Source organism: Bacillus cereus group sp. MG20, assembly GCF_040459885.1.
Classification (GTDB): Bacteria; Bacillota; Bacilli; order Bacillales; family Bacillaceae_G; genus Bacillus_A; species Bacillus_A cereus.
Genome location: NZ_JARVHF010000001.1, coordinates 588739 through 602153 on the forward strand (window position 1 = coordinate 588739; position 13415 = coordinate 602153).

Sequence of the window (13415 nt, forward strand, 5' to 3'; positions counted from 1 at the left end):
AGAAAAATACTAAATTAAAATGAAGCGAATAAATATAATTGGAGCCTTTTAATGTTGGTGTTAAAAGATAATCTAGACTTGTAATATTTATGAGAAATTGCAAACGGATCTCATCTCTTGTATTTGTTTATAAAAACGATTATTTTGATTTATTTTCTTCTAAAACACCCCAAAATAGAAAAGTTGATGAGCTTAAGATTGTAGTATTCGAAAAATCAGTAGTTTAGTTAAACCAATACGATAAGCAAGTATACCGTGTTACTAATGAAAGAGGACCTGATATGAACATCAGGTCCTCTTTTACTATATAATTATTTCTCTGCTTCTTTTAGTTCTTTTCCAGCTTTAAATACCGACGCCTTAGCAGTAAAAAACTTGTAGGAATCATTATCAAGCGTTTTATTCTTCTCTACCGATTTAACTTCTCAACAGCTTCCGCACTTGTATCTACACGTTTAACGAAAAAAACTAATAGTAGTGCAACAACATTCATGCCAAGCGCTACATAAAATGAATATTGAATTCCAGATAATAAAGCCTTCTGAGTTACTATTGCCTTCGTAGTTTCTGTAAAGGTTGTTGGATCTATATGAGACATTAAACTTTCAGCTTTTGTTTTTGTTACAGAGTTCATAATCGTAACAAGAATAGCAGTACCAATCGAACCGGACACTTGTTGAGCCGTATTATTAACAGCTGTACCGTGCGGATTTAAGCGAGTTGGTAATTGATTAAGACCATTTGTCATAAGTGGCATCATAACCATCGCCATCCCAAACATCCGCAGTGTGTAGATAAGAATAATATGTGTGTGACTAGAGTCAATTTGCAGACTTGCCAACATATAAGTTGAAACAGCTGTAATGGAAAGCCCCACTATGCCAAGAATCCGAGGACCATATTTATCAAATAGTTTACCTGTAATTGGTGACATAATCCCCATTATAACCGCACCTGGAAGCATCATCAGCCCAGAGCTCAGCGGCGAAATACCACGGACGTTTTGTACATAAGCTGGTGTTAAAATCATACCCGAAAACATGGCCACCGCGTTGACAATTGCAATTACAGACGCAAGTGCAAACATTGGGTACTTGTAAACACGTAAATCCAATAACGGCTCATCCATTTTTAATTGACGGATAATGAAAGCAATTAAGGCAATAGCGCCTATGATTAAGGCTGTTAAGACAACTTTATTCGTCCAGCCATCGGAGCTTGCAGAACTGAATCCATATAACAAACCACCAAAACCGACAGAAGATAATAGTAATGAGAGATAATCAAGTTTTGCATTTTTATTTTGTTTCATGACATTCTCAGATTTCCAAATCCCTAACAGTAAGCTAATGATTGCTAACGGTAAAATCATTTCAAAAAGCAAGCGCCAGTCATAATACTCTACAATATAACCTGATAGTGTCGGCCCAATTGCTGGAGCTGTAATCATAACTAGTCCAAAAATCCCCATTGCTGTTCCCCTTTTTTCTCTCGGAAAGCTTACTAGCATAATATTCATTAACAAAGGTCCCATAACTGAAGAGCCTGCCGCTTGAACCATCCGACCAGTAAGTAATAAACCAAAGTTCGGTGCTACAGCCGCTAAGGCAGTACCAAGAATAAAAATCACCATAGATGTAATAAATAGGCTCCTATTTGAAAAACGCGTTATTAAAAATGCTGATGCCGGAATTAATATACCACTTACAAGCATATACCCTGTAGAAAGCCACTGGATCGTTGAATAATCTTGAATGTTTAAATCTTTCATTATTGATGGCAAGGCTACATTTAAAAGAGAGTTATTTAGAAATGAAACAAATGCCCCAATAAAAAGGATTACAAGCATTACATATGGTGGTTTTCTTTTATGTAATGTTTCACTCATATATTTAATTGCCCCTTCATTATAAATTTCATTGATTCGTTTAAATCGTTTACATATTTGCACAAGAAAACATTACCCTTGCAGTATTTTGCCAAACTCTTCGAATGGATATTCTCTTTTTAGCAATTCCACTTGCTCAACATACCATTTTAAAATCTTTTTGTTGATGAAACCTTTATAAAAACGTTTGTTAACGGAATTTAAATTAGGCTGAAATACACAAAATAAGCAACTGAAAATCACCTTCTAAAATAAAGTGAAACTTTAAATCAATGGGTATTTTACGGGCAGCGAGAAAAATCAAAAAGACCACGCACCCATTCCTTTAAATACAGGCTTGTAGATCTAGTTATGTAACCATCCATAAAAAGGAATATTACATAGGCTAAGTCTAACATTACATTTTTAAAGTGAGGAGAATAAGCGTATGGACCAATATTGGTATTTGAATTCAAAGGGAAACGGGGAACAATATACTAACCAAATTTCATTATATTCACAGCCCGAAATAACTAAATCTGAGGTAATGAATGATTTGAAGCTTCCTGAGAATTGGAGTTACCGAGTCTATCCAGTTAGTTGGGATTCATCAGCCAATTATACGAGGTTCAATCCCCAACCTCCTCCCTTCTCTTGGGGGCAGCCAATCAATTATGCAGGGATGATGCCCCAAGGACATCCCGATAATTGGACTCCACTACCAGGTCATGCAGGTTTTAATTTTCAAAAACCTCCCTTCCCCTGGGCGCAACCATTCAATCATACAGGGATGTTCGCACAAGGTCATCTTGCAGCTTTACTATCGCCGCCAGCCAAGCCTTTTCATTTCAATACCAATAACTCGGGTGTTTTTGGAAACCCTCCAGGATGGGGTAGTCCGTGGGCCCCAATGGGATGGGGAAATAACGGAGGTAACGGTCAGCTAGGAATGCTTGGAAACTTACTTACAGCAGGAAAAGGCACCATGAGTGGAATAGGAATGATCAGTAGTCTAATCGGGATGGGGAAATTCTTCTTTTAGTTAATTAAAGTGATAGAATTGGTCCGCAGCTCAGACATTCCAACAAAATATTTCATTTTCCATTGATTTAATGTTTTCAAACATGTACTCCTCAATATATTTATTGTGTGCTTCCAATACTCCATCCAAGTTCGTCTCCTTGTCTTTCAATTTATAAAAAAATCTGTTGCAACTCTTTAGACAACAATTCCAGTTCATAAAAAATCGATAAGTTCATAACAAAAACGCCATCTCTTCCTATGATTCTAGGGAAAGAATAGCGTTTTTGTTACGTAACAATTAAGTTGTTTCATTCTTATTTATTCAATAATTTCATTGTCATTTCTCTGCATTTTTAGCCTGATAGCGATATGATCATAACCCGTAAAATGCCATTTCTTTTACTTATGCTTTGCTAAAAATTCTGTTATGCGACGATATACATATATTTCATTTTCTTTTTTTGAAAATCCATGCCCTTCATCGTCTAATACTAGGTATTCTACATCTACTCCTTGTTCTTGCAACGCTTGAAAAATTTGATCCGATTCTTCCTTTACAACTCGTGGATCATTTGCCCCTTGGATGATAAGGAGTGGTTTATTCATTTGATTTAAGTAAGTAATTGGTGAATCTTGTATAAGCTTATCTTTATCATTATTAATATCACCTATTAAATTAACTGCGAGCGGTTTCCAATTTTCAGGCATAGATTCGATAAAACTAAATAAATTGCTAGGTCCAAAAATGTCAATGGCTGCACGGAAATACTCTGAATGACGCCCGTGAAGCAATAAGGTCATATATCCTCCATAACTACCGCCCATAACAAATAATTTATCAGGAGTTGATATCCCCTGTTCAAATAACCATTCGATCCCTGCTACACAATCTAAACGCGGTGCTTCTCCCCAATCACCTTCAATCATTTTTGTAAACGTTGAACCATATCTTGTACTACCTCTAAAGTTTGGCGCAAAAATATTATATCCCTGCCTTAATAAATATTGAAATAATGCTCTGAAATCTTTCGTCTCAGCACTTTGTGGACCACCATGAGGCCAAAATATTGTATATCCGTTTTGTACTTCTCCTTTCGCCCGGAATAATAATGCTTCTATGTTTAACCCATCAAAAGAGGCATATGTTATAACATCCGGTTCAACAAAAGAAGATTCAGATAGACCAATAACATAGTTTTTTGTTAATGCTGCCCATTCTGTATCTCTATTCTTCTTGTAATAGATGTTTGCTGTTTTCGTCGCACTTTCACCTAGTAAATATAAATTTTCCGATTTTGTAATTTCAATTTGACTTATCGTATCTACCGGAGAATTCAATAGAATTAACTCTTTTTTATCCCATACAAATTTATATAACCTATCTGTAACACCTTTCGACGAAACAATGTAGCCATTTTTTGTTTCAGCATGCCATTTTATATCGGATATATCTTCCTTCTCTATTTTACAGATTGGTTTGAATTCCTGTTTATTTAAATCAAAAGAAGCTACATAGGAAAACTCTTCTTCATAATTTGTAACGAAAATCACTGTATTTTCATCAATATAAGAAATGGACCCTATAGTATGTTCTTTCTCACTGGAAGGTACTAAACAAATAAGTTCTTCTCCTTTTTTTACATATCCTACATTATACGTATTACTATATGACTTTAAAACAATGTAACTTGATTCATTCGGACTTACTGCCTCTACATATGTAGGTGTCTCCACACCAGTTAACAACAGCGTATCTTCTTTTGTGCGTATATTATAACAACGAGAGTTTAAGAACATTGGGTTATCTTTACTTGTGACATAGTATAATCGTTCCCCATCCTCTGTTAAATGCACAAAGTAATCCTTTTCTGTCTCTCCTGCTGGAATCAATTCAAGCAATCCACCACCCTCTGGTTTTAATGCATAAATATGATAATTTTCATCCCCATCTTTATCAAATCCAGCTAAAATAAATCGATTTAAAGAATCCATTTTAATAAAATTGCTTGATTGATTACAATATGTTAAGGGATAAGGGGATAAATTGGGTAAATCCATCGCCCATAAATTAGAATGACCATTTAAGTTTGTACTAAAAATTAATTTCCCTTCATCTTCACTAACTGTAAACCTACCAATACTATAGGATCTAAAAAATTGTTCAGCATCTTCCATAGGAAATTGAATCATCTTTCTTCCTCCACTCTACCTTATATCTAAAAATTCAGAACATCTTATATATAAAGATTCTACATTTTCCTATTTATCCCTTTTGGGTTTTATTTAGATTTACTTCTACCTTCTACTTCTTCTTATTAACATTACATAACGATGCGGAGAGTTTTTTAAACAACTCTTCTTTTAGCAGTGAATATATTCTTTACTATTTCACGATTACTTCTCATTCGATATTTCTCACTAATTATCCCTCAAAGCGAAAAATAAGTGGGGAATTAGAGAGCAAAATCTACCATATACTTTTATTCAGCTAACTTCTCACCAGTAACAATCTTCATAAAAGCAGCTGCGTCTTTCTCTGCTAATTGAGCGTACTGATTATCCCCCGCCATTATTTCTACTTTATCCTTATTAGGACTAATCCACATTTGATATAAAACAGCTTTCGCTTCTATTTTCGGATTTTTAAACTGAAAAACAAACTGATAATCAGCTGAACGAGACATTTCCACCTTTTTATTTTCAAAGTTAGTATCATTTAATATTTTCTTTACTTGCAATACTTTATTCTTGTCTGTAATTGCCTTCAAATCCTCATAATGATTATCACCAGCATGTTTTTTCACTTCGATTGTTTGATTATGATTTCCTATATTATTTGAACAGCTGGTTACCACAAATAAACAAATCACGCTGAAGACTAAATACAAATTTCTAATTTGCATAGCGCTCTCCGCCTTTAGTGTATATAATAGTTCACTTCCATTACGCTTTTAAAATGTAAAATAAGAATACACCCCATAAGCCACAAATAAGATTAATAGAATAGAAATGCCAAGTACCGTATATATAATCCATTTTAAATTTGAATTCATATCATCCTCCTACCTCTCGGTAATTCCAGTATATAACAAAAAAAGCATTGGATCCCCAATGCTTTTTACACTTACGCAAATAAAGAAGTATTCGCATATAAAGCTGGTGAACCACCTGAATGTACGAATAAAATATTGTCTTCCTTATTAAATTTACCTTTTCTAATTAAGTCGATTAATCCCGCTACTGCCTTACCTGTATACACTGGATCAAGTAAAATACCTTCTGTTTTCGCAAGTAACTGAACTGCCTCTACCATTTCCGGCGTTGGTAACGCATAGCCTGGTCCTACATATTCATCAAAGCACGTAACAGCGTCGCGCGAGATAAAGTTTGGAATACCAACGTGTGCTGAAGTTTCATCTACAAGTTTTGCTACTTTCTCTTCTTGCTCAGCTTTTCCTCTACTTACATTAATCCCGATTACAGGAATATGGCTTTGTGTTCCAGAAAAACCAGTAATTAAACCAGCATGCATACCGCCGCTACCACTTACACAAACAACTGAACTGAAATCAATTCCTTGCTCAAATGATTGCGCCATAATTTCTTGCGCACAAGCAACGTATCCCATTGCGCCCGTAGGGTTTGATCCACCAACTGGAATTACATATGGTGCACTACCTTTTTCACTTACTTCTTTCGCTACTTTATTCATCTCTTCCATCAGGTCTGCTCCGTTCGGTACAACAATGACGTTTTCAGCACCTAATAAGTGATATAAGAAATAGTTTCCGTTAAAGTCTCTCTTCTCTTCTGGCTCAAGCCCTTCCTCTAATACAAGAATACATTTCATTTTTTCTTTTACCGCAGCAGCAAGTGTCAGGCGGCAATGATTTGACTGAATACCACCAGCTGTAATTAACGTATCTGCACCCTTTTCCTGTGCATCCGCAACTAAAAATTCTAACTTTCTCGTCTTATTACCACCGGCTGTTAAACCAAGTAAATCATCTCGTTTAAAATAAATAGTCGGGCCACCAAGTGCTTCAGAAAAATTGTTTAACTTTTCAATTGGTGTATATGATTCTGTATATTTTTTTCTCGGGAATTTAGCTAAATTCATTGTAACGCTCCTTTTGTACTTCTTTCGCAATGTATGTAACGTTACTATTATTACACGTAAAAATGGTGAAGTCATCTTTCTCGGTTAAAAATGTATTAGAATTTCATTTTGATAAGTAAAATCGTATTAATGATTTTAACTTAATTACGGTACATGAAATTTATATCAACGATTTTTCAAATATATCGATCTATCGACAAAAAACGACAGACAGGCAACCCCTTTCTCATCAACAAAAAAAGAGCCCACACATTCAAATGCAGACTCCCTCCAATCACTTATTTACCGAAAAACGAAGTAACTGCGTTAATCCCGGCTCTAAATTCATTTCACCTTTATTACGTACGTATACAGTTTTATCTCCATCAAATTTCGGAGGATTTGCTTGACTATACGTATGCCACTCATTCGTTCCTTCTATAGAATACTCCATATATTCATTTGCACCGACAATTATATTTTTACGATCATCTGCCGTTACATTTGGTGCCATCTGCGCAATTTTTGAATCACTAATTAATAACTTCTTTATATCCTTATCACGTTTGTAATCGTAAGCTGTCACAATTACATCGTTACCATATGCTTTCACTTGTAACCCTTGTTTAAATGAATAGCCATCTGGAGCAGTTTTCTCTCCTCCATTTGGTCCTGCTGACATCCAGCCTGTTTCAATCCCGCCCGTATTTACAACAGTAAAACCTTTTTCATCTCCGCCTGTAATTTTCTTTTTACCAGCCCAGTCAGGTAAGTTTAAATCCCAATGTGTATGACTCGTGAAGAAAACAACCTGCGGATAGTCTTTTAATATATCGTACAATTTATCCACGTTTAAATAATCTTGTAAATATGGTGATTGTCTTGATCCAGATACTGTATCAGGTAAAACGTGATGAGAGAAAATAAAGATTGGCTTATTTTTATCTTTTTGACTGTACTCTTCTAAATTTTGTTTTAACCAACCTAATTGCTCATCACTCATATATACTTCGTCCCACATTTTTGAATCGTGGTATTTCATATATTTTTCAGTTCCTAAAAATAAAAGTGGATAGCCATCTAATTCTTTTTTATGATATACCTTTTCTTGTCCACTAAATTTCAGATAGCGGTTAAATAAAGTTTCCTCATTTACACCATTTGGCCATGTACTTTGAGAGAGTTTCCCATCTGCTGTCCATTTACCAGCATAAAACTCATGATTCCCAACAGTAGACCATACATTTTCTGGATGCTTATTTTTATTTAACACACGCTTTACATCATCATATTGTGACTGTTGTCCAGTCGGCGTTATATCCCCATTCATAATAAGCGCTCTAGAAAGTGGCGTCACTTTGTTCATATCTTTTAGCACATGATCAAAATCCCCTAAATCACCTTGAATATCACTAATAACATTAAAAGTTGTAGCTGATTTTCGGGCTTGCTCTTTCCCTTCCGCATGCACTGAAAACGTCGGTAATAATGCCGCCATAACTGCTAACGAAGCAACTGTCTTTTTCATACAAATTCTCCCCCTAATAATAGAATGTACAAACTGACATGTTCTGCTTTCTCTTAGGTGCTTGTCCAATTCACATTATAGGGAGGGATTGTAAAGATAGATGGAGTTAAAAGTTAAGTGTTTTTTAAGAGATTTTGTCGTTTTTACACGCCCCATTTAACAATTAACACTAATTTTTCTATTAACCTACTAATATTAGCTGAATGTAAATTTATACGATAAATCACTTCGTTTAATATGTTGTGTTTTAATTTCCTTTACACAATTTCAATAAAGTACTTTACCATTTTAAATTCTCTTCATTAATCCTCAATTTCTATTCCAGCTTGTTTTAATGGTTCTAATACTTTCGGGTAACACATTGAAATATATTCCACTGTTTTTAAATTTTTTAGATTTTGAAATCCTTCAACAGATATAACATCAAATAAACTGTCTTCACCGTCCCAATCAGGCTTTAAAATATGATAAATTTCATTCCCACCATCAAAGCAAAGGGACTCAATCTTTTCCAAATCACTTATTTCCAAAGTTAACGCTTCTAAAAAAGCTTTGATTTCAACAATTGGCCCAACTCCTGAATACCATTCAAAATTATTCGTATGCTTTTCTATTAAGTCTTTCAATTCTTTTAGAAATAGTGGCTCTTTATCTAATAAAGCTTCAATTACCACTAACTTAAAATTAAAATCCTGAAACATTTCACTCTTTCTCATTTTAACTTCCTCCTATCTTGCCCTGTCCTAGGGTTTTAATCTCCTTTACACAACTTCCAAAAAGCACTTTACCTTTTTAAATTCTCTTCATTTAATCCTAACAGCCCTGGTAAAATAAAACACCCATCTTTTCTAATCAGTACATCATCAAACCAAATTTCACCCCCGCCATACTCTGATCTTTGAATATTCACTAAATCCCAATGTATCGCTGATTGATTCCCGTTTTCTGCACCTTGTAACGAATCCCCAATTGCTAAATGATAACTACCATTTATTTTTTCATCAAATAACGTATTATTCATCGGATGTAGTATGTAAGGGTTAAAAGCCAGTGCAAACTCTCCGATATATCTTGCTCCCTCGTCCGTATCAAGAATTCGATTTATTCGCTCTGTATCGTTTGCATATGCCTCTATTATTTTCCCATCCTTAATATGTAACTTAATATTTTGAAACGCATAACCTTGTTGAATAGATACTGTATTGAACGCTACTATCCCATTCACTGAATTTTTGACAGGTGCTGTATATATTTCGCCATCAGGTATATTATCTGTACCATCTCCCTTTAAAACACCGATTCCTTCAATGGAAAAATTCAAATCAGTACCATTCCCAATGATTTTCACTTGTTTTGTCTTTTCCATTAATTCTTTTAACGGATCCATTGCTTTCGACATTTTTTTGTAATCTAACGTACAAACATCATAATAAAATTTCTCATAAGCCTCGGTACTCATATTCGCTTCTTGCGCTGAAGCCGCATTCGGAATTCGAGTTGTCACCCATCTCGTTTTATACACTGCTTCACTATGAGCCTTTCCAAATACCTTTTGATATAATTTCATTTTTTCTGCTGGTACATCTGCTAGTTCGTATGCATTTCTAGGACTACGGAGATTAATATATACTTGCATCTTACTTAAACGGTAACACTCCCAATCTGCAAATAACTTAAACTGTTCTTCAGATCCAGACAAAATTAATTGCCGCGTAACAGAAACGTCACGCATTGATACATGTGCATATCCACCTGCTTTTTCCACTGACTTAATAATTTCACGAACTACTATAGGGTCTATTTCCGTAACACTTTGAATTAACACATGATCACCAGGTTGCACTTTAGTAGAATGGTTGACTAGTATATCTGCTAATTTAGATAATCCCCTCTTCATTACGTCCCTCATCCTTTCATTTCCGTTTCAATAGCTTAATAAAAAATAAAAAGAGAACTACTCTCTTTAAGCAATTCTCTTTTTCACCCAAACAATAGATATAAAATAAACCCTTAAAAATAATTCCGTAACGTTGGCATTGCAGCTATACTAAAGTACAGAGTCCCAGGTACTAACCACGCGCCACAAAGCATCAGCAACACAGTTTTCCTAACAAGCCCTGCAATAAAAGACGGAAGCACAAAAATAAACAATACAGTGATATATACTTCTTTATCAAGTAATTGAGTGCTATAAGGGTTGAAATATAGAAAAATAATTGAAAGGATAAACATACGTACAGCTGCTTTTACACCTAAATAAACATTTAAATTATTCTTCACAATTTCCCTACTTCCAATAGCACCATGCTTAATACTTTCCAGCACTATACCTCATTACAATAAAAGTTACTCCCCTTCTAGTTCGCCTTAAAATTATAAATCGGCTTAATAATATGTTTAATATCAATTGTTTCTTTTGTATTCTTAATAATTTCATCCATTGGCTTATATACCATTGGTGCTTCATCTAAAGTACTTTCTGCAACAGATGTAGTCCAAACCTCTGTCATTGTATTTTGAAAATCCTCTAAGTTAAGTACTTCTTTCGCCTTCTTACGGCTCATAATACGTCCTGCTCCATGAGGGCCAGAAAAGTTCCAATCTGGATTTCCTTTACCAAATGCAATGATAGAACCGTCTCTCATATTAATTGGAATGATTACTCGTTCATCTTTCTGAGCTGAAATAGCACCTTTTCTTAGAATCATATTGTCCATATCGATGTAGTTATGGATTGTAGTGAATTGATCTGTTACTTTCCAATCCATTTTAGTGACGATTTCATCAATCATTGCTTTACGATTTAACTCCGCATATTTTTGAGCAATTTTCATATCATTCATGTAATCTTTAAATCCTTGTCCTTCTAAATAAGCTAATTCTTTGCGAATCACCGGTTTCTTAATTTCACGTAAAGCTTCATGTATTTCTTGTTGTCTACCTTCTTTCGTTAAACGTTCAATGATTTCTTCTTTAATAGATTTATCGTTTATAAGTTGCTCGTAAGCAAAGTTTTGATAATACTCTGCTACCTGTTTCCCTAAATTACGCGAACCACTATGAATGATAATGTATACATTTCCTTTATCATCCTCATTCAGTTCGACAAAATGATTGCCCCCGCCAAGTGTACCAATACTTTTTTGAGCACGTTGCAATGTAAACGGGGCTCTTACACTATCAAAATCAATCATTTTTGAAAATCTATGTTCCTTATCTCGAATACGAAAACCACTTGGGACAAATTTACGTATCGTTTCGTCTAAGTGATCGAAGTTGATTTCCTCTTTTTTCTTATTAATCATAACAACTTCCATGCCACAACCAATATCGTACTTACCTCTCAGTTTCCTGAAAGAGTGGACTATACCTTCTCTACAGTCATCGAGATATGCAGTCTCTACTGTAGGCTCACCGTATTAATTATTCCTCTTCAATTCAAAATGGATGAGGAATAATTCTGTACCTTAGTCTGCTAACATGGTACAAGTCTCTGAACCATTCGATTATGTCACCATAACCACTGGCTGCTGATTGCCCTCGCCTTTTATCGTTAGGGTTCCCAGTCAATTGAGTGAGTAGTTTAAAGTCTGAGCCGATTAGTTAACCCCGACTAAATTAGGAACAATCTTATCTTGAATTGTCATTGTTGTCCCAATCGTACAACCTGCACCCGCATGTGTATCTGGCATAATACGGATCTTGCTATCCTTTACGAATTGTTGGTTACAAAGATCAATAATTTGACCTGCTGCAGTTTTTTCTACATTCGTAGTAAACACTTTTGCTTCATTGTATTTCCCTTGTAATTTCAACATCTTCTATTTCCCCTTTCCTTTAGTTTCTACAAAACATTAATTTATAGATATTATATATTTATAATTATATTTTCCACCACTACAGCTCATTTCCTTTTTTATAAAGAAAGACACAGAGATTCCTCTCCATGCCTGTTAATTTCCTACCTCTTCACCGCATGCACATAATGTACCGTCTCGAAAGCTTTCAAATAATCATTTCTTCCGGCAAAATATAATGTATTTATATCCTCTGGTGATAAGTGCTCATAAATGAGTAAACCTGAATTCTCTAACAATGCTTCCATTTCGCGATAAGAATAACATGACTTCATCGGTTCTCCGCCTACCGCTGCCATTTTTACCATATTTTCAACTCGGTTAGACAACCCTTTTTCCGTAAATAAGTTTTCAGCGGGATAATCGAAAACGATAGAACTCCCTTCTGGAACCATCTCAAACAAGCACTCTATTAAACTAGCAAGTTCCTCTTTCGTTAAATAGTACGTAACACCTAAAAGGCTAAAGAAAGTCTTTTTATGTTCAAATCCTTCATTGCGTAACTGTTCATAGGAAAATCCTTTCGTAAAATCCATTGAAACAAAATGAAGGTTATTTGGAACTTCAAGTTCTACTTCTTTTATTCTTTCCCTCTTAAACGCCTGTGTAGAAGGATGATCCACTTCAAATATTTCTATTTTATTTTCTAATTCTCGGTGTCTAAAACTGAACGTATCTAAGCCTGCACCGAGTATGACGTATTGTTTCGCTCCTAATGTAATTTCATGTAGTAATACTCTTTCACAATATGCGGCACGTGCTAAAGGTGTTGGTGATAACTGAACTTGCGTAATCCATTTTAATATTTCTTTTGGATTGTCTTGAAACTGCTCTGCAATTTCTTTATTGAAAAAGTGAATCCCTTGAACCATGTTCGTTTCAATATTGTTACGTTCTTTTTGTGAAATGAAATCTTTAGCTACATAATCATCAAAGATTTTAGGATTATCAAATTCACTATGATACGCCCTTCCGAAAGCTGATACTAACGACGTTACACTTGCTTCACCTTGTTTCACGCACATACACTCTCCTTCATGT

At 34.8% G+C, this 13415-nt stretch carries 11 protein-coding genes and 1 pseudogene; 1 reads left to right on the forward strand and 11 read right to left on the reverse strand.

Features of this window, described 5'->3' with window-relative positions; genetic code table 11:
- Window positions 1-409 precede the first annotated feature (409 nt).
- A complete protein-coding gene (locus tag QCI81_RS03060) occupies window positions 410-1888 on the reverse strand; it encodes a DHA2 family efflux MFS transporter permease subunit (protein ID WP_071731923.1) in 1479 nt (492 codons plus the stop codon).
- 427 nt (window positions 1889-2315) lie between these two features.
- Here QCI81_RS03060 and QCI81_RS03065 point away from each other — a divergent pair, with 427 nt between their 5' ends.
- On the forward strand, window positions 2316-2909 hold the full coding sequence (locus QCI81_RS03065) for a hypothetical protein (protein WP_000373136.1): 594 nt from the start codon (window positions 2316-2318) through the stop codon (window positions 2907-2909).
- A 380-nt stretch (window positions 2910-3289) separates the two neighbouring features.
- Here QCI81_RS03065 and QCI81_RS03070 read toward each other — a convergent pair whose 3' ends face one another.
- From QCI81_RS03070 to QCI81_RS03115, 10 genes and pseudogenes are all read right to left on the reverse strand, one after another.
- A complete protein-coding gene (locus tag QCI81_RS03070) occupies window positions 3290-5080 on the reverse strand; it encodes a S9 family peptidase (RefSeq protein WP_071731922.1) in 1791 nt (596 codons plus the stop codon).
- A gap of 290 nt (window positions 5081-5370) precedes the next feature.
- Window positions 5371-5793 carry a YhfM domain-containing protein gene (locus tag QCI81_RS03075; RefSeq protein ID WP_353810607.1) on the reverse strand — a complete coding sequence of 141 codons (423 nt, stop codon included), beginning with the start codon at window positions 5791-5793 and terminating at the stop codon, window positions 5371-5373.
- Between the two features lie 221 nt (window positions 5794-6014).
- On the reverse strand, window positions 6015-7010 hold the full coding sequence (gene cuyA / locus QCI81_RS03080) for a D-cysteate sulfo-lyase (RefSeq protein ID WP_071731920.1): 996 nt from the start codon (window positions 7008-7010) through the stop codon (window positions 6015-6017).
- A gap of 274 nt (window positions 7011-7284) precedes the next feature.
- Window positions 7285-8517 carry a DUF4073 domain-containing protein gene (locus QCI81_RS03085; RefSeq protein WP_353810608.1) on the reverse strand — a complete coding sequence of 411 codons (1233 nt, stop codon included), beginning with the start codon at window positions 8515-8517 and terminating at the stop codon, window positions 7285-7287.
- 302 nt (window positions 8518-8819) lie between these two features.
- The gene (locus QCI81_RS03090) at window positions 8820-9233 is read right to left on the reverse strand and encodes a DUF6892 domain-containing protein (protein WP_001231958.1); all 414 of its coding nucleotides are present in this window, start codon (window positions 9231-9233) and stop codon (window positions 8820-8822) included.
- Window positions 9234-9301: 68 nt separating this feature from the next.
- Window positions 9302-10414, reverse strand: a complete 1113-nt coding sequence (locus QCI81_RS03095; RefSeq protein WP_071731918.1) for an aminopeptidase — start codon at window positions 10412-10414, stop codon at window positions 9302-9304.
- Between the two features lie 113 nt (window positions 10415-10527).
- Window positions 10528-10842 carry a hypothetical protein gene (locus tag QCI81_RS03100; protein WP_000893997.1) on the reverse strand — a complete coding sequence of 105 codons (315 nt, stop codon included), beginning with the start codon at window positions 10840-10842 and terminating at the stop codon, window positions 10528-10530.
- Between the two features lie 32 nt (window positions 10843-10874).
- Window positions 10875-11834, reverse strand: coding sequence for an RtcB family protein (locus QCI81_RS03105; protein WP_071731917.1), 960 nt, complete (start codon window positions 11832-11834; stop codon window positions 10875-10877).
- A 285-nt stretch (window positions 11835-12119) separates the two neighbouring features.
- Window positions 12120-12335 (reverse strand): annotated as a pseudogene (locus QCI81_RS03110) (RtcB family protein); the annotation flags it as partial.
- A 143-nt stretch (window positions 12336-12478) separates the two neighbouring features.
- Window positions 12479-13399, reverse strand: a complete 921-nt coding sequence (locus tag QCI81_RS03115) for a class I SAM-dependent methyltransferase (RefSeq protein WP_081366429.1) — start codon at window positions 13397-13399, stop codon at window positions 12479-12481.
- Window positions 13400-13415 lie beyond the last annotated feature (16 nt).

Excerpts from the sequence above, each read along its gene's own strand:
- QCI81_RS03060 (WP_071731923.1), bottom strand. The coding sequence starts at position 1,888 with ATGAGTGAAACATTACATAAAAGAAAACCACCATATGTAATGCTTGTA.
- QCI81_RS03065 (WP_000373136.1), top strand. The coding sequence starts at position 2,316 with ATGGACCAATATTGGTATTTGAATTCAAAGGGAAACGGGGAACAATAT.
- cuyA (WP_071731920.1), bottom strand. The coding sequence starts at position 7,010 with ATGAATTTAGCTAAATTCCCGAGAAAAAAATATACAGAATCATATACA.
- QCI81_RS03095 (WP_071731918.1), bottom strand. The coding sequence starts at position 10,414 with ATGAAGAGGGGATTATCTAAATTAGCAGATATACTAGTCAACCATTCT.
- QCI81_RS03085 (WP_353810608.1), bottom strand. The coding sequence starts at position 8,517 with ATGAAAAAGACAGTTGCTTCGTTAGCAGTTATGGCGGCATTATTACCG.
- QCI81_RS03075 (WP_353810607.1), bottom strand. The coding sequence starts at position 5,793 with ATGCAAATTAGAAATTTGTATTTAGTCTTCAGCGTGATTTGTTTATTT.
- QCI81_RS03090 (WP_001231958.1), bottom strand. The coding sequence starts at position 9,233 with ATGAGAAAGAGTGAAATGTTTCAGGATTTTAATTTTAAGTTAGTGGTA.
- QCI81_RS03115 (WP_081366429.1), bottom strand. The coding sequence starts at position 13,399 with ATGTGCGTGAAACAAGGTGAAGCAAGTGTAACGTCGTTAGTATCAGCT.
- QCI81_RS03105 (WP_071731917.1), bottom strand. The coding sequence starts at position 11,834 with ATGGAAGTTGTTATGATTAATAAGAAAAAAGAGGAAATCAACTTCGAT.
- QCI81_RS03070 (WP_071731922.1), bottom strand. The coding sequence starts at position 5,080 with ATGATTCAATTTCCTATGGAAGATGCTGAACAATTTTTTAGATCCTAT.